We start from the raw sequence: 23,121 nt of genomic DNA, 5'->3' as shown, positions 1-23,121 counted from the left end.
GTGGTTGGCCATGCGCACTTCACTTGACAGCGCGGCCAGATCTCCACCACCTTTCTGTATGACCTGGACTACCTGGCATCAGGCGGGGCAGTATCGACCCGGCACTGCCGCTTGTCACGGGCGCACAGCACCAGACCGAGCTGCTGCGTGCCTCCGATGAGCTTGCATCGGACGAGGACCCTACCGCCGCTGTGAAGCAGCTGCTCGACACAGGCACGACCGGGTTGGGTGGGGCGCGCCCTAAGGCCTCGGTGCGTCTCGAGGGCGGTGCCTTGGCGATCGCAAAGTTTCCGCACGGTAGTGACCAGTGGGATGTCATGGCGTGGGAGGCGACGGCGTTGGATTTGTTGGAAGCCGCGGGGATCGAGACACCTGATCGGCGGCTCCCCCGAGTAGTCGCCAGCGTTGCCTTGGGAAACGCCGACGACCATCTGCGCAACCACGGGTTCCTCGCCGACCGAGGGTTCTGGACGCTCAGCCCGGTGTTCGATGTCAACCCGCATCCCGATCCCTGGCGCATGCGCTCCACCTCGGTAATGGGCGCCGATGCGCTTCCTGATGAAGCCGAGGCTCTGCTCTCACTAGCAGAAGAGTGCAGCCTGACGGTCGAACAGGCTCGCGAGCGGCTTCGCGCTGTCGCCGAGACGCTCACATCCTGGAAGGAATGTGCTCGTTCAAATGGGATCCGTGAACGTGAGATCACGACGATGGCTGAATCGATCGAAACCCGACTGGACGCTGTGAATACTGTGGCAGGCAAAGGCTGAGCGGGCGAGTGCTACCTAGCGGCCCCGAGAGTGCGCCCACGAACGCCGCCCGCGCTAAAGTTGGCCTGTGACTTCTGCGCCCAGCGAACGCCCGCCACTCAGCGTTGATCTCTCTGAGCAGGAGTTCTTGCGATGGTATTGGCTCAAGGCCGAGCTTGAGGCTTTTGCACGCGAGCTCGGCGTTCGCGCCTCGGGCAGCAAAGACCTGCTCACCGCCCGAGTCTGCGCCTCACTGTCTCAGCGAGCATTCGTAGAACCCGCACCTGCGCGCACCTCTCATGGCGCGCAGCTCGTCGGCCCGCTTCTTCCCACGACCGTCATTCCTGCGGGCCAGCGGTCGAGCCAGGTTGTGCGCGCGTGGATGCGAGCGCAAGTAGGCTCCGGCTTCCATTTCGATGCCGCAATGCGCGAGTTCTTCGCGCAGGCAGACGGCACACAAACCATGCAAGACGCGGTCGACCACTTCCACGCGACGCGCGACGGGCACGCCGCGAAACCGATCGATCGACAGTTCGAGTACAACCGGTTCACCCGTGCCTGGCACCGGGAGCACCCCGCGGGCACGCGCGACGAGCTGCTGGCAGCTTGGCGCGCATACCGCAACGCCCCGATCGAAGATCGCGGTCGCGCGTAAAGCGCGCCGCGGCCTCGGGACACCGATCCGGATCTACGCCCCGGCACTAAGCAGCTGCCGCGATGATCGCGGCAAGCTCGGCAGGGAGGCTCCACATTGGCCAGTGGCCCGTCGGTAGGTCGATGTAGTTGGCGTCGTGATAGTGCGCGACGTCGGCGATAGCTTGCATTGGGGCCAAAAGTGGGGATTATGAGGCTCCATTACCCTCGTTTGTGGCCCCGCGAGGTGAAGTGGGAGTACGTATGCGCGGGGGTAGCGCAAGCGTGAGCGTCGGGATCGCAACCACTTCGGTTCCACTGCGACTCGCGCGCCTACCGATGCGCCGAAATCGCCCGTTGGATCTCCTCTGCGGCCGCTTGGTCGCGCACCACCATTTGCGTGCGGCGTCCGCCGATGTCGGTGACGGTGACTGACGCAGCGCCACCCAAATTGAGCCGCGTACGCGCGCCGTGATCTTCCCTCGTCACAAACCAGCTGACGCTCCCTTCAGCAAGGCCGTCGTCTGCTGCGACCGCGACGCCTGCGACCTCGTCGCGCGACAGGCAGCGCGTGAAGAACGGGCCACGAAAACACACGCCTTCGTCGTTCACCGTCACACTGGTGCGGGCGAACACAACGAGCGCGGCCACGATGAGCACCCAAGAGACCGTGAAAATCCACGCAAACAGCGACCCTGTGGCATACGAGATCAGCATCACTGCGGCGAGCGCGATGCCGAGCCCGACGAGCGGGCCGGTGAGCGCGGCGCGGCGCGGGCGTTCCGTGTGCGTAAATGTCGTGTGGTGGTGGGCTGCAGAGTGTTCAGTGGGCTCAGAGTTCATGCACGGGTCTCCCTCAATCGTTCACATCGACTGCTGCTGTGAGTCTACTGGGCCGAAACTCGGTAATGCGTGCTCAGGGCGACAAGTTCTGTCGCGCGAAAATACGCGCAAATTTCACCTGAAGGAACCAGCGAATCGCGTCAGTACAGCGGGCAAAGTGAGAAGTAGGCAGAACAGGCAGGCAGTACGCGGCCAGATCCAAGGAAGCCGAAGCCGAGAAAGCCGTGACCAACGTACAAGGGAGTAATCATGACTGCTTTTCAGAACGACAGCGCTTTTCAGAACGACAGTGCATTTCAAAACGACATGGACCAGGCTGAGACGCTCAAGCAGCAGAACGGGCGTGGCTGGAACCGCATCAGCGCCGAGGCGGTTGCCCGCATGCGTGCACAGAACCGGTTTCGAACGGGTCTTGAGATTGCGCAGTACACCGCCGACATCATGCGCCGTGACATGGCAGAGTACGACGTTGACCCGGCTGCTTACACGCAGTCGCTCGGGGTGTGGCACGGGTTCTACGCCCAGCAGAAGATGATCTCGATCAAGAAGCACATGAAGACGACGGGTAAGCGCTACCTGTACCTTTCGGGGTGGATGGTCGCGGCGTTGCGGTCGAAGTTTGGCCCGCTGCCCGACCAGTCGATGCACGAGAAGACCACGGTACCCGAGGTCATTGAGGAGCTGTACACCTTCTTGCGGCAGGCCGACGCTCGCGAGCTCGACCTGCTATTCACGCAGCTTGATGATGCGCGCGCGGCGGGTGATGACACCTCGGCCGAGTTCATTCAGTCGCAGATCGATAACTTTGAGACACACATCGTGCCGATCATCGCCGACATCGATGCTGGTTTTGGTAACCCCGAGGCGACCTACCTGCTCGCGAAGAAGATGATCGAGGCGGGCGCCTGCGCGATTCAGATCGAGAATCAGGTGTCAGACGAGAAGCAGTGCGGCCACCAAGACGGCAAGGTGACGGTGCCGCACGAGGACTTCATCGCGAAGCTGAACGCGGTGCGCTACGCGTTTCTCGAACTCGGTATCGATAATGGGATCATCGTGGCCCGTACCGACTCGCTCGGCGCTGGCCTCACCCAAAAGATCGCCGTGAGCCAGACACCGGGCGACCTGGGTGACCTGTACAACTCGTACCTCGATGTCGAAGAGATCCCCGCCGAAGGCCTCGAGAACGGTGACGTGGTGATCAAGCGCGACGGCAAGCTCGTGCGGCCCAAGCGCCTCGCCAGCAACCTGTTCCAATTTCGCCCCGGCACGGGCCCCGATCGGGCGGTGCTTGACTGCATCACCTCCCTGCAAAACGGTGCCGACATGCTGTGGATCGAGACCGAGAAGCCGCACATCGAGCAGATCGCGAGCCTCGTTGACAGGATCCGCGAGGTTGTGCCGAACGCGAAGCTGGTCTACAACAACAGCCCCTCGTTCAACTGGACCCTCAACTTCCGGCAGCAGGCTTTCGATCAGCTCGCCGAGGCGGGGCGCGATGTGACCGCGTACGATCGCGACCAGCTGATGGCCGTCGAATACGACGGCACTGAGATCGCCGAGATCGCTGATGACAAGATCCGGAGCTTTCAGCGTGACAGTGCGGCACGCGCCGGCATTTTTCACCATCTCATCACGCTGCCCACGTACCACACGGCCGCGCTGTCGACCGACGAGCTCGCGCGCGGGTACTTCGGCGACGAGGGCATGCTCACGTATGTGCGTGATGTGCAGCGGCGCGAGATTCGCGAGGGCATCGCGACGGTGAAGCACCAGAACATGGCAGGCAGTGACATCGGCGACAACCACAAGGAGTACTTCGCGGGTGAGGCGGCGCTCAAGGCGGGCGGCAAGGACAACACGATGAACCAGTTTGGTTAAGCACGAAGGCATCGCTCGCGACGAGGTCTGGTCGTAAGCTGTGTGACATGCGCACGAAGATACTGATTGCTCTGCTTGCGGGGAGCAGCCTGCTCACGGGCTGCTCCCCGCAAGCTGCGTCTGTGGTCTCAGAGACCCAGCAAGCGAAGCCGGATCACAGCGTCCAGGCCGACACCCGCGCGGCTCTGCCCGAGGGGTTCGTGTATGTGGGCGAGGCCGTGCCGGGGGTGCAGATCGATGCGCGGTACGGCACCCCCAATAACTTCACCGGGGCGATCGTTGACGGCTACCGTGACGGCACCGTCGCTGTTCTGCGTGATGAAGCGGCGGCCGCGCTCGCCGGTGCGCAGCAGGAGCTGGCAGAGGCAGGCCTCGGGCTGCTTGTGTGGGATGCGTTTAGGCCGACACGGGCGGTCGCAGACTTTGTGGCCTGGTCAAAGACCGACGACGAGTCCACGAAGGCCGAGTATTACCCGCAGCTTGAGAAGGCCGGCCTGTTTGAACTCGGGTACATTGCTACGCAGTCACGGCACTCCCTCGGCGGTACCGTCGACCTCACTGTCATCGACACGGCCACGGGTGAGCTTCTCGACATGGGCGGCAGCTTCGACCTCTTCAGCGAGCAGTCACACTATGCCGCCAACGGTTTGACCGACGAGCAGCGCGCGAACCGGCTGATACTGAACACGGTCATGCAGAACCAGGGGTTTGAGCCGTTCGACCTCGAGTGGTGGCACTTCAGCTACCCGCTCGACGAAAGCGTGAAACCGGCAGATTTTCGGGTCGAGTAGGCGCATAGTCGAGTAGGCGCAATGCAGCGACGGATGCAGCGACGGATGGAGCGACGGAGGCAATAATCATGCAGGTCAACACAGAGCACGCTGAATCAATGCACGCGACCGACGTGCTCATCGAGCTGGCCTGGCGGCCGCTCACGGCGGCGCAGGCACTCGCGCCGCTACTCACATCCGAGCGGCTGAACGCCCACCCGCATCACGACAACTCGATCGCATGGCTGCTGTGGCATGCGGGCCGCGAGATCGATGCGCAGCTCGCTGAGCTCACGGGAGGCGCGCAGGTGTGGGTGTCGCGCGGGTTCGATGCGCGGTTTGGGCTCGCGGTGGGTGAGCACGAGCACGGCTACGGCCACTCCTCGGCCGAGGCCCGGGCGATCGTCGTGCATGATTCAAGTCTGCTGCTCGAGTACCTCACTGCCGCAGTTAGCTCGCAGGTCGATTACTTGAACGGTTTGCAGGATAACGATTTGTCGCGGGTCGTCGATGACCGGTGGGAGGCGCCGGTGACGCTCGCCGCTCGCATGGTGAGCGTCTCGGTTGACGCGGCAGAGCACGTGGCACAGGCCGCTTACACTGCGGGCATGCGGGCCGCGGCCTTCGAATAGGGGATTGTCACAACCGTTCGGCGAGCGCGACGATGATCCCCTCTGGTCCTCGCACGTAGGCCATACGCCAAACACCCTCGTAGTCTCCGACGCCGCCGACAAGATGGAACCCATCAGCCGCGAGTCTGGCGATCTGCGCGCGTACGTCACTCACTTCGAACGCTACGCTGCGAATACCCGGGTCCGTCGCCATTGGGGCGGCCGACTCTGCCTCCGGTTCAAGTCCCGGCTCTGGAGCGGGGCGTACGAAACGTGATAGCTCCACCGTGGCGCCGCCCTCGGGTAGACGCAACATGACGATCTCAGAGCGGGCACCATCGATACCGGTCACGGTGTCGATGAAGTCGCCTTCGACGAAGGTGCGGCCCTCTACCTCTAAGCCCAAACTTTCAAAGAAGGCAGTCGCAGCATCGAGGTCGCGCACAGTGATACCAACGTGGTCGAACCGAATTTTTCGTGACATGGGCTACGCCTCCAGCAGTTGTGCCCGACGAATTACCTCAGAGTGTACGCCTCATCAGCCATCCTGCGAAGGGGCGTCACCCAGCGGGCCGCTGAAACACGAGCAGCGCGTCAGCGACGAGGTCGTGCGGGTACCGATCCCACACGACCTGTGTCTCACCCAACGGTGTCAGATGCTCACTGAGCACGCGCGCGCAGTCCCGGATCAGGGGAGTGACCTCCCCCTCGTGCAGAATATCGGCGACGTTCCACACCACGAAGCCGCCCGGCGAAACGAGCCGCGCACACTGCGCCGCGACAAGGCCAAGTTCACCCAGGTAGCGCGCATAGTCGCCGCCATCTCGCTCGTACGCCGTCAGCGGGTCTGCCTCGTGATGCGACGCCGTCATGTACGGCGGTGAGGTGAGCACAAGGGTGGGCCGCGCGGCGGCGGTCTGTGATCCGGCGCGAAGCACGAGCCGCAAGAGCTCGCGCGCATCACCCTCAATCACCCGCGCCCCAGGCAAGCGCTCATGCAACAGCGCGACACGTTCGGGCAACAGCTCGATACCGAGCGCCTCCCGGCCCAGTGCCGTGGCACGCTCAAGCGTGGTGCCAAACCCCGCAAACGGGTCAAACACCGTGTCCCCCGGGCCGGTGCACCGCTCGATCACATGGTCGACGAGCGACGCCAGCATGTGCACGTCTTCATCAGCCCCGGGCGGCCGCTCGGCCACGAACGCATCGTGTGTCGCCGCGAGCCGCGCATCGAGCGGAGAAAGCAGCGGCGGCGGCGGAGAAGAAGCGTGGTTCAGCAAGCGTGCGCCCGGGTAATCATCACGGGCAGTCTACCGCGAGCGGCGTCCAGCCCACCGGCAGCGGCCCGGCAATCGCCGCCCGTTCACGGTCGGCCCGCTCCGACCAGCCCTGGGCGAATCCAGAACCTACGTCGCCAGAACCTACGTCGCCACGTACCGGGCCCCGCACGACCCGAAGCCCGACATCTTCAACCCGGGCATCTGGGGCATTGCCGCGCCGCACCCCCACCCGGCAGCTCCACGCGGGGTCAGCCCAACCGCCACCCTTGAACACGCGGTAGTCGCCGTAGCGGGCAGGGTCCAGCCGATCCCAGCACCACTCCCACACATTGCCAAGGGCGTCATAGACACCGAACGCGTTGGGAAGTTTTAACCCCACGGGTTGCGGGCCAGCCACCCCGTCGAGCGCGCACCAGCCGACCTCGGCGAGCGCCCCATAGCGGGGGCCAGCGGTGCCGCCTCGCGCAGCCCACACCCACTCCGCCTCTGTCGGCAGTCGAAACCCAGTAGCACGAGGGGTCCAGTGAACAGCGCGCCCCTGTATGCGGTAGGCCGCTTCAAGCCCCGCCCGCGCAGACGCCACGTTGCACCACGACACCACATCAAACCAACTCATACCCCGTGCCGGCAGACCCGCGCTCGCCGCGAGCACGCCGGCGCTCGCCGCAACCTCGCCCGCGACGTACTCAGCCTCGGTAATAACCGTGCGGCTGATCGCAAATGCAGCGAGCTGCACGGAACGCTCCGATTTTCGTCGTGCGTCTGTGAGCGTCACAGCACCACCGGGCACGTGGGCGAACCGCTCCATCGCGCTAACCTCCCGGGCTTTCAGCAGAGCGCTCCAGCAGCTCTCGTAGCGCGGTACGGTCCACGCTCGTGAGGCGCGTCAAATACAGGCACGCCTTGCTCGTCTTGGACGCACCGAGCCGCGCGACAAGCTCTGGCCAGCGCGTGGCAAAGTCGCTCACCAGGTAGATCGTGTGCTGCCGATTATTTGACGCAAAAGCGAAGCGCGGCGCGGTGCCGCGATGACCACTCTCGTAGCGATACTCGTACTCACCAAAGCCAATGATACGGCCAGCCCACACGACTGGATCCTCACCGCTCAACGCAGTGAACAGCGCGAGAAGCTCGCGTGCCTCTGTTTGGCGCGGGCCGGAGATGCCGTCAATCAGCTGTAGGGGTGGAACGTTAGAGGGCGACATTGCGGGCTTCTTCGTGGCCATGTGTTACATCATCGCACGCTCACGCCCGAGGCGGGCTCGTGATCTATCCCTTCCGCGGCCGCACAATACCCCACACGATCGAGGCGAGCAGTACGATGACGCCGGGCACCGTGAGCACCACGAGATTGACAGGCAGCACGGCGCCGAGAATGACCCCGGCAAAGCTCAACGCGATGCCGAGGGTTACGCCCACCATCATCTGCTCGCCCACGCGGTATAGCTGCTGCGCGTTACCCTCTGAGATGTCAGCCGGATAGTTGTAGACGCGGGGGTGGTGCGAAAGCCAGGCGAGCCCCAGCGTCATCACTACTGCGAGCGCGATCAAGATAAAGATTGACCAGCGCGGCCCCCAGCCGTCGGCCTCGCCCACCAGATTGAAATGCACCGCAATCGTGTCGGGCATGAACGGATATCGCACGAGCGCAACAAACACGACAACCCCGGTAAGCGCGAGCGCCGCGACACGCAGCCGCGCCGTCCAGCGGCCCGTGACATACGTGCGGGCGGGGCGCTCGCCGTAGGCGCCACCCGAAGACCCTGCGCTCATCATCGTTTCGCGCCTGGGCGGAGCGAGCAGCTCGCGACGAATCTGCGCGCGCCGGGCCTCCTCAGCTTGCGCAGCTCTCTCACCGTCGGGCATCTCGGACTCCTCGTGTTCCATGCTTCCAGGGTACTGACGCTCACACGCGCCACCAAAGCGCGTCCCAGTAACATTGAGACCATGGGATTTCCTCGCGTGACCTGGGGCATGAGTGCCGCCGTCTGGTTTGTTGTGCTCGTGCTGTGCTGCTTCTGGTGGGGCGGGCAGGCGATCCTTATCGCCGCCGTGGTCATCGCCTTGCCGTACGCCACGCTCGTGGGATCCCTCACCGAGCACGGCCGCATGAAGCCCGAGCGAGTGCGACTGCACAATGCTGCCTTTGGTATTGGGGCGCCCATGGCGCTGCTCGCGATCGGCATCGTAACGCTGCTCGTCACCGGCGGCTTCGAGACGGGCACCTGGAGCGTGGGCATCGCGGGTCTCGCCTGGTTCGTAAATAACGCGGCCTACCGTGCGTTTGGGTTTGGCCCGCGCGACGAAGACGGCATGCTGCCCAAGGCTGCCCCCACCTTCAAATCTGGCTTCTAGCGGCCAGGCGGGCGCAAACTTTCGCTCACGCTTCTATTCTTGTAACCATGCAGATGAATGAAACGCGTGCCTGGAACCGGTTCTACGCCCCGGGTACGCCGGTCGACATCGAACCCGTGGTGGGTTCACTTAGCGACCTGCTCGACGAGCGCGTCGCGCAGTGGGCCGACCGCGACGCGGTGAGCTTCTTTGGCGCCACCACGACCTACCGTGCGCTGGGCGACCGCGTCGCCCGCGTTGCCGAGGGGCTCAAAAAACTCGGAGTGGCATCAGGCGATCGGGTCGCGCTCATTATGCCCAACGCCCCGCAGCACCTGGTCGCGTTCTACGCCGTGCTGCGCCTGGGCGCCGTGGTCGTCGAGCACAACCCGCTCTACACGCGCGCCGAGCTCGAAACCCAGTTTCGTGATCACGGCGCCACCGTCGTCATCACCTGGGACAAGCTCGCAGACCTAGTACAGTCGCTACCGCGCGAGCTCGGCATCACGACCGTCGTGGCGGTCGACATTACCCGCGCTATGCCGTTCGCGACCAGGCTCGCACTGAAACTGCCGATCCAGAAGGCGCGTGAGTCGCGCGCAAAGCTCACGGCGCCCGCCCCCGGCACGGTGTCGTTTGCGGCGCTCGAAAAGAGCGCGCCGCTCGCCACGTCGCACCCGCGGCCCGGCAAAGACGACGTCGCGTGCCTGCAGTACACCTCGGGCACGACCGGCACCCCTAAGGGCGCCATGATTACGCACGCGAACCTGTGGGCAAACGCCCGCCAGGGCGCGGCATGGATGCCCGATTTCACGCGCGGCGAGGGCAGCATTTACGGCCTGCTGCCCATGTTTCACTCGTTCGGCCTGCTGCTCTCGGTGATTTACTCGGTCGAGACCGGATCGCGCGCGGTGCTGTTTCCCACCTTCGACCCCGAGCTCGTCAAAAAGGCGGCCCAAAAGTTTCCGCCCACGTTCGTGCCCGCGGTTCCTCCCATGTTTGACCGGCTCGCACGGGTCGCCCGCGACGGCGCGCTCGATCTGTCAGGCGTCGTCTACGCGATCTCGGGCGCTATGACGCTCACCCCCGCGATCGTGAAGCGCTGGGAAGAGCTCGCGGGCAGCATGCTCAACGAGGGCTACGGCCTCACTGAGACGAGCCCGGTCGCGCTCGCCAATCCCTTCAATGACGCGCGCCGGATCGGTGCGATCGGTCTCCCGTTCCCGTCGACCGACATTCGCGTCGTCGACCCGAACGAACCCACCCGCGAGGTGGCGCAGGGTGAGCCCGGCGAGCTGCTGATTCACGGCCCGCAGGTGTTTCAGGGGTACTGGAACCGCCCCGAAGAGACGGCCCAGACCCTGCTCGAGGGCGGCTGGCTGCGCACGGGCGACCTCGTGGTGCAAGACGAAGACGGGTTCGTGACGGTCGTGGACCGTAAGAAGGAGCTCATCATCACCGGTGGCTTCAACGTTTCGCCGAGTGAAGTGGAGGCCGCGATCTGCCGCGTGCCGGGCGTCGCCGAGTGCGCCGTCGTGGGTGTGCCCCGCGGCAGCGGCGCAGAGGTGGTCACCGCCGCCGTGATTCTCGAAGAAGGCGCAAGCTTTGACGAGGCGGCGGCGCGCGAGATCGCCCGCGAGTCACTCGCAGAGTACAAGCGCCCCTCGAGCTACCTGGTGTGGGAGGAGCTGCCCAAGTCGCTCATTGGCAAGGTGCTGCGCCGCAAAGTGCGTGACACCCTGATCGCCGACCGGGGCGCGGTGCGTGCCGCCGGCGAAGTCGACGACGACGGCGCACAGAGCGACGAAACCGCGTAGGGGAGCGAGTGCACCTCAAGAGTCTTACGATCAAGGGCTTCAAGTCGTTTGCGCGCCCCACCACGTTTCAGTTTGAGCCTGGCGTCACCGCGATCGTCGGCCCCAACGGGTCGGGTAAATCGAACGTGGTCGACGCGCTCGCCTGGGTGATGGGCGAGCAGGGCGCAAAGACGCTGCGCGGCGGCAAGATGGAAGACGTGATCTTCGCGGGCACCGCCTCGCGCGGCCCGCTCGGCCGCGCAGAGGTGAAGCTTACGATCGACAACTCAGACGGTGCGCTGCCGATCGAGTACAGCGAGGTGACGATCAGCCGCACCCTGTTTCGCAGCGGCGCCAGCGAGTATGCGATTAACGGTGAGGGGTGCCGGCTGCTCGACGTGCAAGAGCTCTTGAGCGACTCGGGGCTCGGCCGAGAGATGCACGTGATCGTCGGCCAGGGGCAGCTCGACGCGGTGCTGCGCGCGACCCCCGAAGACCGGCGCGGTTTCATCGAAGAGGCCGCCGGAATTCTCAAGCACCGGCGCCGCAAGGAGCGCACGCTGCGCAAGCTCGACGCGATGGAGGCGAACCTCACGCGGCTCCAGGATCTCGCGGGCGAGATCCGGCGCCAGCTGAAGCCGCTGGGCCGGCAAGCCGAGGTCGCGCGCGCCGCCCAGAGCATCGCGGCCGAGGTGCGCGATGCGAAGGCGAGGCTGCTCGCCGACGATGTCGCCCGGCTGCGCGGCGAGCTGGGCGAGATCGCGCACTCAGAGAGCGAGCGGCACGCCGAGCGCCTCGTGCTCGAGGCGCAGCACGATCAGAAGCAGCAGCGCATGGCGCAGCTTGAGCAGGCGCAGCTCGGTGACGCGCTCGACGACGCGCGCCGCGTCACGATCGCGCTCGAGGGCGTGCAGCAGCAACTGCGCGGGCTCTTCACCCAGGCTCAGCAGCGGCTCACGTTCTTGGCGTCGCAGGCTGAAGCTCCGGATCAACAGGGCCGCATCTCGCGCAGCGCCGTAGATGAGGCGGCGGCAGAGAGTGTGCGCCTGGCGCAGCTCGTGCCCGTGGCAGAGCAGGCGTGGCGCGCCGCGCAGTCGGTGTCGCTGAAAGCAAAGGCGGGGCTTGACGCGCTCGACGAGCAACTGCACGAACAGAGCGCGCTCGTGTCGCAGCACGACCTGGCGCTGTCAAAGCTGCGGGGGCGCGTCGACGCAGCGCAGCAGCGCCAGCAGGCGCTCGCGCAGGAGCTCACCCGGCGCACCCACGCGCTCGCACAGGCAAACGAGCGGGCGCTCGCGGCGCAGCGGGAGCTCGACGCATGTGCGCAGGGCGCTGACGCTGACGCTGACGCTGACGAGGGCGAAACGCCTCGGCTCCCCAGCGCCGACGAACTCGAACAGGCACATCGGGCGGCGCAAGAGGCGCAGGCTTCGGCCGAGCGGCTGCGCGATGAAGCACGTGATGCGTTGCACGCGCTCGAGCAGCGCCGCTCAGGCCTCGAAGCGCGCGTGGGCGCACTCGCAGGGCTCTTGTCAGCCCGCGACGCATCGAGCGAGCTTCTCTCGGTCGAGCTCGCCGGCATCGACGGCCGCGTCTCAGATCACGTGCGCGTGCGCGCCGGGTTTGAAGCCGCGGTGGGCGCTGCGCTCGGGGCTCACGTCGACGCACTCCTGGCAGGATCGCGCGAGGACGCGGTGGCCACGATCGAGCGTGCCCGCACAGCCGACCTGGGCACGGTGCGCACGGTCGTGGGCGGTGCTGAAATCGAGACTGCTGTACTCGATACCGCTCTACTCGACACCGCTCTACTCGATACCGCCGCGACGGCTGCCGGCGCGACCCCGCTCACCGGCGTACTCGAAGCCGCCCCAGTGGGGGTGCGCGCCCTGCTGGTCGGCAGCTACGCCGCGACCGACCTTGCCCATGCCGAGGTTGTGGTGCGAGCGCTCGCAACGAGCCAGGGCCCGGGCTCCAGCTTCACTGTCGTCACCCCCGCGGGTGAAGTGCTGACCCGCCACACCCTCTCGGGCGGTGCGGGGGCCACTACCACGAGCATCGAGACAGCTGCAGAACTTGATAAAGCTCGTACTGAGCTCGAAGCTGTGCAGGCGGAGGCGCAGGCTCAGACTGAGACACTTGCCGCGCTGCGCGCAGCTGCGCAGCAGGCCAAGAAAGATCTCCACTCCGCCTACAGCCGCATGCGCGAGGCCGATGCCCGTGCGGCGGAGCACGCGAAAGAGCGCAACCAGCTTGCCGTGCGCGCCGAGGTGACCCACGCCGAGGCCGAGCGTACGGCGCAGCAGACCGAGCAGGTGCAGGCCGATGCTGCGCAGGCGGCCGAAGCTCTCGAAGAAGCCGAGCGCACCCTCGAGGACGCCGCGAGCACCCCGCGCCCGCTCCTCGACGTCACCGCTCGCGACGCCCAATCGGCCGAGCTCGAGAGTGCCCGTGCCAGCGAGCTCGAACACCGGCTCGCGCTCGAAACCGCGCGTGAGCGCGTGCGCGCGGCCCAGGCCCGCGAACGCGACCTGACGATTCAGCTGGAGGCAGAGCGCCGCGCGGCCGATGAGTCGGCGAGGCGCGAGGTGCTGCGCCGCCGTCAGGTGGAGCGCGCTGAGCGCGTCGCCCGCGCCCTGCCCGCCGTGATCGAAGCGTGCGACCTGTCGCTCGCCGAAGCCCGCACCGAGCAGCAGCAAGCCGAGGCTGCACGCGCGAGCCGCAGCAGCGAGCTTGTGCAGCTGCGCACCGAAGAGACGGCGCTGCGCACCAAGCTCGCGAGCCTGACCGAGCACGCTCACAGCGCCGAGCTGAAGAGTTACGAGCGTAAGCTGCACCTCGCGTCGCTGCTCGAGCGCGCGTCGAATGAGCTGGGCCTCGCGGAGGGGGTGCTGCTCGCAGAGTACGGGCCCGATCAGTTGATTCCTACGGCGCTCGAAAGCGACGCTGAACTCGAAGGCAACACTGAGGAGCAGGAGCCCGCGGAGCCCGCAGCGTTCGCGAGTCAGCTTGAGGCAGATCTCGCCCGCGAGCTGGGGGTCAGCGCGCCCGGCGCGGGCAGCCCGGGCGGTGCGGGGGAGGCGCAGCCGAGATCCGGAGCTGAAACCCAGATCGCTGGGGCGCCGTACGTGCGCGCGGAGCAAGAGCAGCGGCTCGCGGCCGCCGAGAAGAAACTCGCGCGCCTCGGACGAATTAACCCGCTCGCGCTCGAGGAGTTCGCGGCGCTCGAGCAGCGGCACCGGTTCTTGTCAGATCAGCTGCATGATCTCACCAAGACGCGTGCCGACCTGCTCGCGATCATCAGCGACCTGGACGAAAAGATGCAGGGCATTTTTGCCGCGGCGTTCGAGGACACGCGGGCGGCGTTTGGTGAGGTGTTTCCGATCCTGTTTCCGGGAGGCGCGGGTGAGATTGCGCTCACCGACCCCGAGGATCTGCTCACGACCGGCATCGATATTGCGGTGCGGCCCGCGGGCAAGAAGGTGGAACGTATGTCGCTGTTGTCGGGCGGTGAAAGGTCGCTCGCGGCGGTTGCGTGGCTGATGGCGATTTTTCAGGCCAGGCCGAGCCCGTTCTACATCGTCGACGAGGTCGAGGCGGCGCTTGACGATGCGAACCTGGGGCGGCTGCTGCAGGTGTTTGAGCGGCTGCGTGAGAACTCGCAGCTGATCATCATCACGCACCAGAAGCGCACGATGGAGATTGCCGACGCGCTCTACGGGGTGTCGATGCGGCAAGACGGCATTTCGCAGGTGGTGGGTCAGCGCGTAAACGCCGAGGTGTAGACGGCCCAGGCAGCGTCGAGGTCGGTGCCGGGTGGAAATCGGCCGGCGAGTTCGAGCGACACGAGCCCGTGGGCGGCTGCCCAAGCCGCGCGTGCGCGATCGTGTGACGCATGGGACTCGCCGAAAAACTTGAGCAGTGCGCTCATCGCCGCCGCTTCGGCTCCGGCCTCGAGGAGGTCGCGGTCGAGGGAGCGCTCGGTCATGAGCCGGTAGAGCTGCGGGTGTGCAGCTGCGTATGCACGATAGGCCTGCGCGAACTTGGCGAGCAGGTCTGGCTCTGGTTCGCCGCCTGGTTCGCCGGCTGTTTCGCGGGTTGTGGCGTCATCAAGCGCGGCCGCCAGGTGAAAGAACGCGCGCGAGATGAGGGCGTGCTCGAGATCGGCGAGGCCCGCAAAGTGCTTGTACAGGCTCGGTGTACGAATGCCCGCAGCGCGCGCGACCGCCCCGAGACTGAACTCTTCGAGCCCCTGCGATTCGAGCACTTTTTCGGCCTGTGCGAGCAGGGCCTCACGCCGCGGGCTCACGCCGGGACCTCGCTTCTATGTACGGTTCGGCGTATCGTCCCGTCAGCCTCCCGTGGCCCGTACCCGCATGCGCGGTCAACCGCAATGTGGGTGAGCCATGCCAGGCCCACAAGTAGCAGCCATCGCTGCGGTGTCAACAGGGCTAACACTGCGCCGGCAGTGAGGGTGGCGCTGGCCAGGCTGGCGGAGTGCATCAGGTTGTAGAAGCGAACGCGTTCTGGGCGCAGGCGGCCACCACCCGCGAACGCGCCGATGAGCGCCAGGTCGGGCGCAACCGCGGCCACCGCAATGATGCCGGCGGTGCCCCAGCCGAGGTGGACGCACAGTGACACGCTGGCGATGAGCAGCGCGACGGCAAGAGCGACCCAAAGGAGGCGAGAAGAATTCATAAGGCTAATGCTATTAGCCTTGCATTCTTTCTGCAATTGATGTTGTGCGACGGGTGGAATCTAACGAATTCATCTCTGACGGCGAGGCGTGTTCACGTAATTGATGCGCCGCCCAGTAGGCTCATCGACAAGCTCCGCAGCTTTGGGAGCGTTTCAATGATGAAAGGCAGTTGCCAATGAAGGTTTACTCCAACAAAGCAGCCGGTGCCCTTGCCCTGATGGCGGGTGCCGCGCTCATGCTCTCTGCGTGCTCGAGCGGTGGTGCTCCTGCAGACAAGGGTGACGCTGGGACAGACACGACCGCCGCAGAGTCGGTCGACGCGCTGCGCATCGGAACGCTGCTGCCGCAGACCGGCTCGCTCGAGCACCTGATCTACGGCCCGCAGGCCGCAGTGAAGCTCGCCGTGTCAGAGATCAACGACGCCGGCGGCGTGCTTGGTAACCCCGTCGAAGTGGTTGTCGAGGCCAACGAGCACGACCCCACTGATCCCACGATCATGGACAAGAGCATCAACGAGATCATCAAGGCCGACCCGGCGTTTGTGCTCGGAGCCATGGGTACCGGTAACACGAACGCCGCGATGCCGAAGGTCACCGAGGCGGGCATTTTGATGGGTTCCCCGTCGAACACGGGCATCGCGCTCGCAGGCATTAACGACCTGTACTTTCGCACCATCGCCTCCGACATTATTCAGGGCCGTGCACTCGGCAACCTGATTCTGCAGGACGGCAACGCGAAGGTGGCGGTGCTCACGCAGAACAACGACTACGGCAAGGGCCTGCGCGACAACCTGCAGACGACGCTCGAAGAAGCGGGCGGCGAGGTCACCTACGGTGCGACCGGTGCGGGCGAAGAGTTCCCCGAAGCGCAGACCACGTTCTCGTCTGAGGTGACCGCGGCGCTTGCCACCAAGCCCGACGCTGTTGCCATGGTCAGCTACGTTGAAGCCAAGCAGGCGATCCCAGAGCTCGCGGCGCAGGGCTTCGACCTGTCGAAGCTGTACCTAGTCGACGGCAACACGGTGCCGTACCCCGAGTTCGACGACGGTCTGCTCGAGGGTGCACAGGGCACCACCCCCGGCCGTACCGTCGACGAGGCGTTCGAGAAGGCACTCGTCGCGGCCTCGTCAGACGCGTCGAAGAGCCTCAACTTCGCGCCCGAGTCGTACGACGCAGTGATGCTCGTCGCGCTCGCCGCGCAGAAGGGCGGCTCGGCCGACACCGACACGATCGTGGCGAACCTGCACGCTGTCTCGGGCACCGACGGTGGCGAAGAGTGCGACACGTTCAAGGCGTGCTCTGACCTGCTGGCCGACGGTAAGGACATCCACTACCTCGGTAAGGCTGGCGGTGGCCCGCTGAACGACGACAATGAACCGTCGACCGCGCTGATCGGCATCTACAAGTACAACGATAAGAACGAGCCCGAAGCGGTGGGCGAGATCGAGGGCTAATCTCACAGCCCCTCGGGTAACACCAACATGGCGAAGAGCCTCCACGGTAAAAGTAATTCATGCCGTGGAGGCTCTTCGCGTTTGCACTTTTACAGGATGACCCTCATTACTATCCTGTTATCATAAGTTAACAGGAAGGTATTGAGGATGGCGCGAGAAAAGGTTGAAGTGCGTGGAAGTGCCCAAGATGTCCTTGAAGTGCTCGGCCAGCAGGTCAGGATTGCGCGAGTCGAGCGAGGATGGACGCAGAAGCACTTGGGAGCAGTCTGCGGTGCATCGGAACGCACGATTTCTATGATTGAGCGGGGACATCCGTCCGTCGCAGTTGGCAACGTGATCAACGCAGCGCTGGCTGCTGGCGTGCCGCTATTTCAAGAGGAGGACCCCGTAGCGCTGGCCCGAATGCGGTTTCGGGGCGAAGAAAAGATCGCGCTCATTCCCAAACGAGTAGCCGCACAATCAGAGGTGTCCCGTGACCTTCGAGACTTCTAATCTATTTGTTTGGACATGGCTCCCAGGTGAAGTATCTCCAGTCCCAGCGGGGGTGCTGTCTCCTGGGGCGAGCGGGGACCTGCGGTTCGCGTACGGCACCAGGTATCTGGAGCGTCCAAATGCGATTAGCTTAGCCCCCACTTTGCCACTGGGAGATCGTACTTACGAGCCGACCGGCACCATGTCGCTGCCAAGTGCCATCCGGGATGCCGCCCCAGACGCTTGGGGGCGACGAGTCATATTGAACCGCCTGACGGGAAGCCGGGGCGACGCTGCAGAGACGGCGGACCTATCTGAATTCACGTATCTGATTGAGTCAGATTCAGATCGGATTGGCGCTCTGGATTTTCAGCGATCACCGGCTACATATGTTCCGCGCGGTGGCGGTGCTCCGTTGACCGACTTGCAGCGTGTAGCTGAGCTGGTGTCTCAGGGTGAGTCGCTCCCACCAGCCTTGCACGATGCAATTTTGTCGGGTACAGGTATCGGCGGTGCTCGTCCTAAATCACTCGTTGCCGTTGCCGGCACACCATCTCTGGTGAAATTTAGTGTCACGACAGACGTGTTCCCCGCCGTCGAAGCTGAAGCATTGGCGTCGAAACTTGCCCACTATGCCGGGGTGTCCACGGCTCCAGTGCAGGCGCGAAACATTCAGGGTCGCTACGCGCTGATTTCAGAAAGATTTGATCGTGTCCAAGGTGCTCGACGTCTTGTCGTGTCCGCGCTCACGATCAGTGGCAAAGACGAACTCTCAGCACGCTTTGGCACTTATCCTGAACTGGTGGAAAAGGTTGCCAGGCTCGCGTCCCAACCCGAGTTGGTCGGCCCAGAGCTCTTTAAACGCGTAGCTTTCAATATGGCAATCTCCAACAACGACGATCACCTTCGTAATCATGCAGCATTTTGGGACGGCTCAACACTGGAGTTGACCCCGGCGTATGATCTTGCCCCCGCTGCGCGCCGCGAGGGGGCCGAGGTGACTCAGACGCTGGCATATGGAAAAGACGGAGAGAAGCTGGCGAGTCTGGCTGCTTTGATAAGGCAGTCGGCCTTCTACGGGCTAAGTCGACCGGCAGCTTCAAACATTGTAGACGAGCTCAGAGTTGCAATAGCGAATAATTTTAGCGACGCGGCCGACGAAATGCGTATACCCGCCGCGACTCTGGCCATTGTCCGAAGCTCATTTCTGCACGAAACTGTCACACGAGACCTGCCTCGGGCCATCGCGTTTCAGCCCGTAACGCGCCCTTCACCCAGGGCAGACCCGCTTTAGCTAACAGCTCCAAGGCGAAGTCGCTGTATCTGCCTCCGGCTCGGCCGCCTAGGCCGCCTAGGCCGGCTCAGCCGGCTTCGCGGCGGCCGCCTTCTGCTCCACGTCTTGTGCGAGTGTGCCGAGATACAGTTCGATCACGCGCGGGTCGTTCGCGAGTTCGCGCCCCGGCCCCTCGTAGGCGTTCGTGCCGTGGTCGAGCACGTAGGCGCGGTCACAGATCTGCAGGCAGCGGCGTGCATTCTGCTCCACCATAATGATCGTCACGCCGGTCTTGTTGATCTGCCGCGTGCGAATAAACGTCTCGTCCTGGCGTACGGGGGAGAGCCCGGCGCTCGGCTCGTCAAGCAGCAGCACACTCGGGTTCATCATGAGCGCCCGCGCCATCGCGACCGACTGCCGTTCGCCGCCCGATAGCGACCCCGCGAGCTGCTTCTGGCGTTCGGCGAGCATGGGAAACAGCTCCCACATCTCTTCGACGCGGCGCGCAAACTGCTTCGGCTTCAAAAACAGCCCCATCTGCAGGTTCTCTTCGATCGACAGTGACGGAAACACGTTGTTCGTCTGCGGCACAAACCCGACGCCCGCTCGCACCAGCTCGTTCGTCTTGAGGCCCGTCACGTCCTCGCCGTTCAACACGACCCGGCCACTTCGAATATTCACGAGCCCAAACAGCGACTTCAAGAGCGTCGACTTGCCCGCACCGTTCGGCCCGATAATGCCCACTAGTTCGCCCCGGCGTGCCTCGAGCGAGCAGTCGTTCAAAATGTTGATGCCCGGCAGATACCCCGCATCGAGGTTCTCTGCCCGCATCACAATGTCCACGGAATCTGGCCCGGAATCTGGCCCGGGTCCTGGCACGTGCACGCCAGCTTGCTCGCTCATCGCGTCTCCTCTGAAATCTCTTGTGCCAGCTCTTCGGCCGCCTCGCTCGCGATCGCGCGAATCACGCCCGTCGTGAGCACGTCATCATCGCCCAAGTCACGATCGTGGTGCGCGCCCAGGTAGGCGTCGACCACGGCCGGGCTCGTCATGACCTCCTCGGGCAGACCCTCGGCGATAATGCGGCCCTGCGCCATCACGATCACCCAGTCAGAAATGTGGCGCACCATGTGCATGTCGTGCTCCACAAACAGCACGGTCGTACCCTCGTCGCGTAGCATCTGAATGTGATCGAGCAGACTCTGCGTGAGCGCCGGGTTCACGCCCGCCATCGGCTCATCGAGCATAATCATCGATGGGTTCGTCATGAGCGCGCGCGCCATCTCGAGCAGCTTCTTCTGCCCGCCCGAGAGCCCGCCCGCCATGTCGTCACGCTTCGCATCGAGCTTAAACCGGCGCAAAAGCTCCTCGGCGCGCTCGACGTTCTCGCGCTCGCGCTTCGCCCACAGCGGCTTCACGAGCCCTACGAACAGGTTCTCGCCCGGCTGGTCATTCGCGCCAATGAGCATGTTTTCAAGGACCGTCATCCGGTCCAGGGCCTTCGTTAATTGGAAGGTCCGGATCATGCCCGCGCGCGCCACCCGGGTCGCATTCGTGCGGCCGAGCGGCCGCCCCTCAAACGACCACTTCGCCTTGCCGTCGCTGCTGCCCACGAGCGGCGCAGCATTCGTCGGGTGATCGAAACCGGTCAGCAGGTTGAAGAACGTCGTCTTGCCGGCACCGTTTGGGCCGATCAGCGCGGTGATCGCGCCGCGCTGCACCTGCAGGTGGTCGACATCGACCGCGGTCATGCCCCCGAAGCGCCGTTCGATGTTGTCGACAGTGAGAATCGGATCCGGCTTCGCGACACCGGGGGTCTGATCGAGCGTGCGCAGCTGGGCCCGCAGGGCCTCGCGGTCGCTCGGGTATGCGAGCCCCGTCGGGCTTACCGTGCGAGAGCTTCTAGACATTGAACGACAGCTCCTTTTTGTTACCGAGTATGCCCTGGGGTCTGAATATGACGAGCAGCATGAGCATCGCGCCGATGAGGATCCACGACACGATCTCGGTCTGCTGCGCGTTGAACACGCTCGCCGGCACAAACTCGGTCATGGTGGCTGAGATCACGAGACGCACCACGAAGAACAGGATCGAGCCGAGCAGCGGGCCAAGAATGGTGGCCGCGCCGCCGAGCAGCATGATCATCCACAGGTTGAACGTGGTCGCGCGCCCCATGCCGTCGGGGTTGATGGCCGAGGGGAGCACCATGATGATGCCGCCGAAGCCGCCCATGACACCGCCGATCATGAGCGCCTGCATCTTGTACGAGAACGTGCTCTTACCGAGCGAGCGCACCGCGTCTTCGTCTTCGCGAATACCCTTGAGTACCCGGCCCCAGGGACTGCGCATGAGCAGCCAGGTGATGAGGATGAAAAGGGCGACGAGCCCCCAAGCGACGATGCGTGACCACCAGTCGTCAACACCCGTGTTGACGTATTCGAGGCCGAGAATCGTGGTGCGGCCCTCGGGCAGCGGCGAGAGGGCGTTCAGCTCCACCCGAAAGTTGGGGCTCTGAATGCCGCTCGGCCCGCCCGTGATCGGTGAAAGGTTCGCGAGACGAGCGACCATGCGCACAATTTCTGCCGCCCCGATCGTGACGATGGCGAGGTAGTCGCCGCGCAGCTTGAGCGTGGGGATCCCGAGCAGCAGCGCGAAGAGTGCCGAGGCGAGCATCGAGATGATGAGGGCCGGAAAGAAGCCGAGCCCGCTCATCACCGAGATGACGAAGCCGTAACCGCCCAGCAGCATGAAGCCGGCCTGCCCCATGTTCATGAGCCCGGTGAAACCGAAGTGAATGTTGAGACCGATCGCGGCGATCACGAACGCTGCCGTGACCGGGCTGATCGCGGTCTGCAGCATCGACTCGAGAAGGCTTGAGAGAAATTCCATGATGGCCCCTAACCGATGCGTTCTTTACGGCCGAAGATGCCCTGCGGGCGCACCAGCAGCACAACGATAAGAATGAAGAGAGCGGCAGCCTGCTTCAGATCGCCCGGCAGCCAAATGTTTGCGACCTCGATGATGTAGCCGATGATCATCGAGCCGATGATCGCGCCAAACGCGGTGCCAATGCCGCCGAGCACGACGGCCGCAAACAACAGCAGCAGGTAGTGCCAGCCGGTGTTCCACGAGATGCCGTTGAGTACGAGCCCGAGCAGCACACCCGAGAGACCCGCGAGGGCCGAGCTTGCCACCCACACGACGCGAATCACCTGGTCGACGTTGATACCCGACGCCTCGGCGAGGGCTGGATTGTCTGACACGGCGCGGGTGGCGCGGCCAAACCGCGTGTACTTGAGCGCGAGCCCCACCCCGATGATCGCGACGAGTGCGATCGCCATCGCCACGTACGACTGCACCGTAAGGGTGACCCCGAGGAGCGTGACGGTCTTCGGAGTGCTCGGGTCGATGCGCAGAATGTTCGCGCCAAAGAAGAACTGAAACACGTTCTGCAGCACAATCGACAGACCGATCGAAACGATCATCAGCTGCATGAGGCTGAGCCGCTTCTTGCGCAGCGGCTTCCACAGCCCCGCGTCTTGCACCCAACCGAAGGCGGCGAGTAGCACGAACGAGATGCCGCCGGCGAGCCAGATGTTGCCTGTGAGGCCCATGAAGAGGAACGCGAGAATGCCGCCCATCGACATCATCTCGGCGTGCGCGAAGTTCGTCATGCCCGTCGTGCCGTAGACGAGGGAGAGGCCGACGGCCGCAAGCGACAGCAAGAGTCCCATGCGCAGGCCAGACGCCGACTGCTGCCAGAACCTCGGCCACGAGAAGCCCGCACCGCTCGCCTCGGTGGCGGTCTGGTTGGCGCTTGCCCCGTCGCCGCCTGACTGGTTGGTGTTGGCCGGCTTTTGGGTGCTCCCGGTGTCCGTGCCTGTGCCGCTCGTGCCGCTCGTGCCGCCGCTGCCGGGTGCGGGCGCGGCCGCGCTCTCGTCGTCGGTCAACGGAAACAGTGCGCTCGACGAGGTGTACAGCTTCGCGGTGAGCGTGCGGCTGTCAGCGCCCTTGGCGAACTGGCCGTCGGGCAGCGTGCCCGTATCGAGAGTGACGGTGTACTCGCCGTCGGCGTCAACCGAGAACGCCCAGCGCCCGGCCTCGTCGGTGGCAACCTGCTGCTCACCGTCGTTCAGTTCGAGCCCGACGCCGGGCGCCGGGTCACCGTCGCTCGTTTTGATGATGCCCTGAATGCAGGCCGTCGCCGCGTCAGGCGTGCAAGTGACGGCGTGGGCCGGGGGCATTGCGAGGGACGAGAGGCCAAACACGGCGAGTAAACCGATGCAGAGCAGAAGCATGAAGCGCCGTATGGGCGCCCCGCTTCTGTGCGGGGT

24 protein-coding genes and 1 pseudogene are annotated in these 23,121 nt (G+C 64.7%); 12 read left to right on the top strand and 13 right to left on the bottom strand.

The window, feature by feature from the left end; genetic code table 11:
* Window positions 1-191 precede the first annotated feature (191 nt).
* The gene (locus ACXR2W_RS09650; RefSeq protein ID WP_458816278.1) at window positions 192-767 is read left to right on the top strand and encodes a HipA domain-containing protein; all 576 of its coding nucleotides are present in this window, start codon (window positions 192-194) and stop codon (window positions 765-767) included.
* Window positions 768-834: 67 nt separating this feature from the next.
* Entirely contained in the window at window positions 835-1,401 is a 567-nt protein-coding gene (locus ACXR2W_RS09645; RefSeq protein ID WP_458816280.1) for a DUF6434 domain-containing protein, read from the top strand.
* A gap of 46 nt (window positions 1,402-1,447) precedes the next feature.
* Here the strand turns inward: ACXR2W_RS09645 and ACXR2W_RS09640 are convergent, their stop codons facing one another.
* Both ACXR2W_RS09640 and ACXR2W_RS09635 read right to left on the bottom strand, forming a co-directional pair.
* Window positions 1,448-1,570 carry a hypothetical protein gene (locus ACXR2W_RS09640; protein ID WP_458816282.1) on the bottom strand — a complete coding sequence of 41 codons (123 nt, stop codon included), beginning with the start codon at window positions 1,568-1,570 and terminating at the stop codon, window positions 1,448-1,450.
* A 142-nt stretch (window positions 1,571-1,712) separates the two neighbouring features.
* A complete protein-coding gene (locus ACXR2W_RS09635) occupies window positions 1,713-2,222 on the bottom strand; it encodes a hypothetical protein (RefSeq protein WP_458816284.1) in 510 nt (169 codons plus the stop codon).
* Window positions 2,223-2,471: 249 nt separating this feature from the next.
* On the opposite strand from ACXR2W_RS09635, the gene ACXR2W_RS09630 reads away from it, so the two are divergent.
* The 3 genes from ACXR2W_RS09630 to ACXR2W_RS09620 all read left to right on the top strand — a co-directional run bounded on the left by ACXR2W_RS09630 (window position 2,472) and on the right by ACXR2W_RS09620 (window position 5,505).
* Window positions 2,472-4,103: an isocitrate lyase gene (locus ACXR2W_RS09630; RefSeq protein WP_458816286.1), complete on the top strand. Its 1,632-nt coding sequence runs from the start codon at window positions 2,472-2,474 to the stop codon at window positions 4,101-4,103.
* A 47-nt stretch (window positions 4,104-4,150) separates the two neighbouring features.
* Window positions 4,151-4,894 carry a M15 family metallopeptidase gene (locus ACXR2W_RS09625; RefSeq protein ID WP_458816288.1) on the top strand — a complete coding sequence of 248 codons (744 nt, stop codon included), beginning with the start codon at window positions 4,151-4,153 and terminating at the stop codon, window positions 4,892-4,894.
* Window positions 4,895-4,962: 68 nt separating this feature from the next.
* Window positions 4,963-5,505, top strand: coding sequence for an aspartate/tyrosine/aromatic aminotransferase (locus ACXR2W_RS09620; RefSeq protein WP_458816290.1), 543 nt, complete (start codon window positions 4,963-4,965; stop codon window positions 5,503-5,505).
* Between the two features lie 7 nt (window positions 5,506-5,512).
* Here ACXR2W_RS09620 and ACXR2W_RS09615 read toward each other — a convergent pair whose 3' ends face one another.
* The 5 genes from ACXR2W_RS09615 to ACXR2W_RS09595 all read right to left on the bottom strand — a co-directional run bounded on the left by ACXR2W_RS09615 (window position 5,513) and on the right by ACXR2W_RS09595 (window position 8,651).
* Window positions 5,513-5,968 (bottom strand): VOC family protein, encoded by a 456-nt coding sequence (locus ACXR2W_RS09615; protein WP_458816292.1) that lies wholly within the window; start codon window positions 5,966-5,968, stop codon window positions 5,513-5,515.
* Window positions 5,969-6,044: 76 nt separating this feature from the next.
* Entirely contained in the window at window positions 6,045-6,764 is a 720-nt protein-coding gene (locus ACXR2W_RS09610) for a DNA methyltransferase (protein ID WP_458816294.1), read from the bottom strand.
* 19 nt (window positions 6,765-6,783) lie between these two features.
* The gene (locus ACXR2W_RS09605) at window positions 6,784-7,572 is read right to left on the bottom strand and encodes a formylglycine-generating enzyme family protein (RefSeq protein WP_458816296.1); all 789 of its coding nucleotides are present in this window, start codon (window positions 7,570-7,572) and stop codon (window positions 6,784-6,786) included.
* Window positions 7,573-7,576: 4 nt separating this feature from the next.
* Window positions 7,577-7,990 (bottom strand): DUF1801 domain-containing protein, encoded by a 414-nt coding sequence (locus ACXR2W_RS09600; protein ID WP_458839626.1) that lies wholly within the window; start codon window positions 7,988-7,990, stop codon window positions 7,577-7,579.
* A 43-nt stretch (window positions 7,991-8,033) separates the two neighbouring features.
* Window positions 8,034-8,651, bottom strand: a complete 618-nt coding sequence (locus ACXR2W_RS09595) for a DUF1648 domain-containing protein (protein WP_458816300.1) — start codon at window positions 8,649-8,651, stop codon at window positions 8,034-8,036.
* 60 nt (window positions 8,652-8,711) lie between these two features.
* Between ACXR2W_RS09595 and ACXR2W_RS09590 the strand changes: the two genes are divergently transcribed.
* From ACXR2W_RS09590 to smc, 3 genes are read left to right on the top strand one after another with little or no spacing between them, the layout of a single operon-like run.
* Window positions 8,712-9,119, top strand: coding sequence for a DUF4260 family protein (locus ACXR2W_RS09590; protein WP_458816302.1), 408 nt, complete (start codon window positions 8,712-8,714; stop codon window positions 9,117-9,119).
* Window positions 9,120-9,166: 47 nt separating this feature from the next.
* A complete protein-coding gene (locus ACXR2W_RS09585; RefSeq protein WP_458816304.1) occupies window positions 9,167-10,915 on the top strand; it encodes a long-chain-fatty-acid--CoA ligase in 1,749 nt (582 codons plus the stop codon).
* 8 nt (window positions 10,916-10,923) lie between these two features.
* Window positions 10,924-14,676 carry a chromosome segregation protein SMC gene (gene smc / locus ACXR2W_RS09580; protein WP_458816306.1) on the top strand — a complete coding sequence of 1,251 codons (3,753 nt, stop codon included), beginning with the start codon at window positions 10,924-10,926 and terminating at the stop codon, window positions 14,674-14,676.
* Here the strand turns inward: smc and ACXR2W_RS09575 are convergent.
* Together ACXR2W_RS09575 and ACXR2W_RS09570 are read right to left on the bottom strand one after the other, a co-directional pair.
* A complete protein-coding gene (locus ACXR2W_RS09575) occupies window positions 14,652-15,200 on the bottom strand; it encodes a TetR/AcrR family transcriptional regulator (RefSeq protein WP_458816308.1) in 549 nt (182 codons plus the stop codon). The genes smc and ACXR2W_RS09575 overlap by 25 nt on opposite strands.
* Window positions 15,197-15,589 (bottom strand): DUF4260 family protein, encoded by a 393-nt coding sequence (locus ACXR2W_RS09570; RefSeq protein WP_458816310.1) that lies wholly within the window; start codon window positions 15,587-15,589, stop codon window positions 15,197-15,199. Before ACXR2W_RS09570 ends, ACXR2W_RS09575 begins: the two co-directional genes overlap by 4 nt.
* 176 nt (window positions 15,590-15,765) lie before the next feature.
* Here ACXR2W_RS09570 and ACXR2W_RS09565 point away from each other — a divergent pair, with 176 nt between their 5' ends.
* The 4 genes and pseudogenes from ACXR2W_RS09565 to ACXR2W_RS09550 all read left to right on the top strand — a co-directional run bounded on the left by ACXR2W_RS09565 (window position 15,766) and on the right by ACXR2W_RS09550 (window position 18,808).
* Window positions 15,766-17,043: an ABC transporter substrate-binding protein gene (locus tag ACXR2W_RS09565; protein WP_458816312.1), complete on the top strand. Its 1,278-nt coding sequence runs from the start codon at window positions 15,766-15,768 to the stop codon at window positions 17,041-17,043.
* A gap of 147 nt (window positions 17,044-17,190) precedes the next feature.
* Window positions 17,191-17,535: a helix-turn-helix transcriptional regulator gene (locus ACXR2W_RS09560; protein ID WP_458816314.1), complete on the top strand. Its 345-nt coding sequence runs from the start codon at window positions 17,191-17,193 to the stop codon at window positions 17,533-17,535.
* Window positions 17,516-17,872 (top strand): annotated as a pseudogene (locus tag ACXR2W_RS09555) (HipA N-terminal domain-containing protein); the annotation flags it as partial. The gene ACXR2W_RS09560 and the pseudogene ACXR2W_RS09555, both read left to right, overlap by 20 nt.
* Window positions 17,873-17,929: 57 nt before the next feature.
* Entirely contained in the window at window positions 17,930-18,808 is an 879-nt protein-coding gene (locus ACXR2W_RS09550) for a type II toxin-antitoxin system HipA family toxin (RefSeq protein WP_458816348.1), read from the top strand.
* A gap of 57 nt (window positions 18,809-18,865) precedes the next feature.
* On the opposite strand, the gene ACXR2W_RS09545 is transcribed toward ACXR2W_RS09550, so the two are convergent.
* Genes ACXR2W_RS09545 through ACXR2W_RS09530 form a run of 4 tightly spaced genes read right to left on the bottom strand, consistent with a single transcriptional unit; the run spans window position 18,866 to window position 23,085 of the window.
* The gene (locus tag ACXR2W_RS09545; protein WP_458816316.1) at window positions 18,866-19,690 is read right to left on the bottom strand and encodes an ABC transporter ATP-binding protein; all 825 of its coding nucleotides are present in this window, start codon (window positions 19,688-19,690) and stop codon (window positions 18,866-18,868) included.
* Window positions 19,687-20,697, bottom strand: a complete 1,011-nt coding sequence (locus ACXR2W_RS09540; protein ID WP_458816318.1) for an ABC transporter ATP-binding protein — start codon at window positions 20,695-20,697, stop codon at window positions 19,687-19,689. The genes ACXR2W_RS09545 and ACXR2W_RS09540 overlap by 4 nt, the downstream gene beginning before the upstream one ends.
* Complete coding sequence (locus ACXR2W_RS09535) at window positions 20,690-21,676, bottom strand: branched-chain amino acid ABC transporter permease (RefSeq protein WP_458816320.1); 987 nt, start codon at window positions 21,674-21,676, stop codon at window positions 20,690-20,692. The genes ACXR2W_RS09540 and ACXR2W_RS09535 overlap by 8 nt, the downstream gene beginning before the upstream one ends.
* 8 nt (window positions 21,677-21,684) lie before the next feature.
* Window positions 21,685-23,085, bottom strand: coding sequence for a branched-chain amino acid ABC transporter permease (locus ACXR2W_RS09530; RefSeq protein WP_458816322.1), 1,401 nt, complete (start codon window positions 23,083-23,085; stop codon window positions 21,685-21,687).
* Between the last annotated feature and the right edge of the window lie 36 nt (window positions 23,086-23,121).

The organism is Leucobacter faecis, from assembly GCF_054456695.2.
Note: the sequence above shows the minus strand (reverse complement) of the source record. Positions and strands in the feature narration are given on the sequence as shown.

What these genes read in the sequence shown, in the direction of transcription:
- ACXR2W_RS09635 (WP_458816284.1), bottom strand. Translation starts at nt 2,222, where the DNA reads ATGAACTCTGAGCCCACTGAACACTCTGCAGCCCACCACCACACGACA.
- ACXR2W_RS09570 (WP_458816310.1), bottom strand. Translation starts at nt 15,589, where the DNA reads ATGAATTCTTCTCGCCTCCTTTGGGTCGCTCTTGCCGTCGCGCTGCTC.
- ACXR2W_RS09560 (WP_458816314.1), top strand. Translation starts at nt 17,191, where the DNA reads ATGGCGCGAGAAAAGGTTGAAGTGCGTGGAAGTGCCCAAGATGTCCTT.
- ACXR2W_RS09595 (WP_458816300.1), bottom strand. Translation starts at nt 8,651, where the DNA reads ATGGAACACGAGGAGTCCGAGATGCCCGACGGTGAGAGAGCTGCGCAA.
- ACXR2W_RS09565 (WP_458816312.1), top strand. Translation starts at nt 15,766, where the DNA reads ATGAAGGTTTACTCCAACAAAGCAGCCGGTGCCCTTGCCCTGATGGCG.
- ACXR2W_RS09620 (WP_458816290.1), top strand. Translation starts at nt 4,963, where the DNA reads ATGCAGGTCAACACAGAGCACGCTGAATCAATGCACGCGACCGACGTG.
- ACXR2W_RS09605 (WP_458816296.1), bottom strand. Translation starts at nt 7,572, where the DNA reads ATGGAGCGGTTCGCCCACGTGCCCGGTGGTGCTGTGACGCTCACAGAC.
- ACXR2W_RS09535 (WP_458816320.1), bottom strand. Translation starts at nt 21,676, where the DNA reads ATGGAATTTCTCTCAAGCCTTCTCGAGTCGATGCTGCAGACCGCGATC.
- ACXR2W_RS09600 (WP_458839626.1), bottom strand. Translation starts at nt 7,990, where the DNA reads ATGGCCACGAAGAAGCCCGCAATGTCGCCCTCTAACGTTCCACCCCTA.
- ACXR2W_RS09545 (WP_458816316.1), bottom strand. Translation starts at nt 19,690, where the DNA reads ATGAGCGAGCAAGCTGGCGTGCACGTGCCAGGACCCGGGCCAGATTCC.
- ACXR2W_RS09630 (WP_458816286.1), top strand. Translation starts at nt 2,472, where the DNA reads ATGACTGCTTTTCAGAACGACAGCGCTTTTCAGAACGACAGTGCATTT.
- ACXR2W_RS09530 (WP_458816322.1), bottom strand. Translation starts at nt 23,085, where the DNA reads ATGCTTCTGCTCTGCATCGGTTTACTCGCCGTGTTTGGCCTCTCGTCC.
- ACXR2W_RS09590 (WP_458816302.1), top strand. Translation starts at nt 8,712, where the DNA reads ATGGGATTTCCTCGCGTGACCTGGGGCATGAGTGCCGCCGTCTGGTTT.
- ACXR2W_RS09625 (WP_458816288.1), top strand. Translation starts at nt 4,151, where the DNA reads ATGCGCACGAAGATACTGATTGCTCTGCTTGCGGGGAGCAGCCTGCTC.
- ACXR2W_RS09540 (WP_458816318.1), bottom strand. Translation starts at nt 20,697, where the DNA reads ATGTCTAGAAGCTCTCGCACGGTAAGCCCGACGGGGCTCGCATACCCG.
- ACXR2W_RS09585 (WP_458816304.1), top strand. Translation starts at nt 9,167, where the DNA reads ATGCAGATGAATGAAACGCGTGCCTGGAACCGGTTCTACGCCCCGGGT.
- ACXR2W_RS09615 (WP_458816292.1), bottom strand. Translation starts at nt 5,968, where the DNA reads ATGTCACGAAAAATTCGGTTCGACCACGTTGGTATCACTGTGCGCGAC.
- ACXR2W_RS09640 (WP_458816282.1), bottom strand. Translation starts at nt 1,570, where the DNA reads ATGCAAGCTATCGCCGACGTCGCGCACTATCACGACGCCAACTACATC.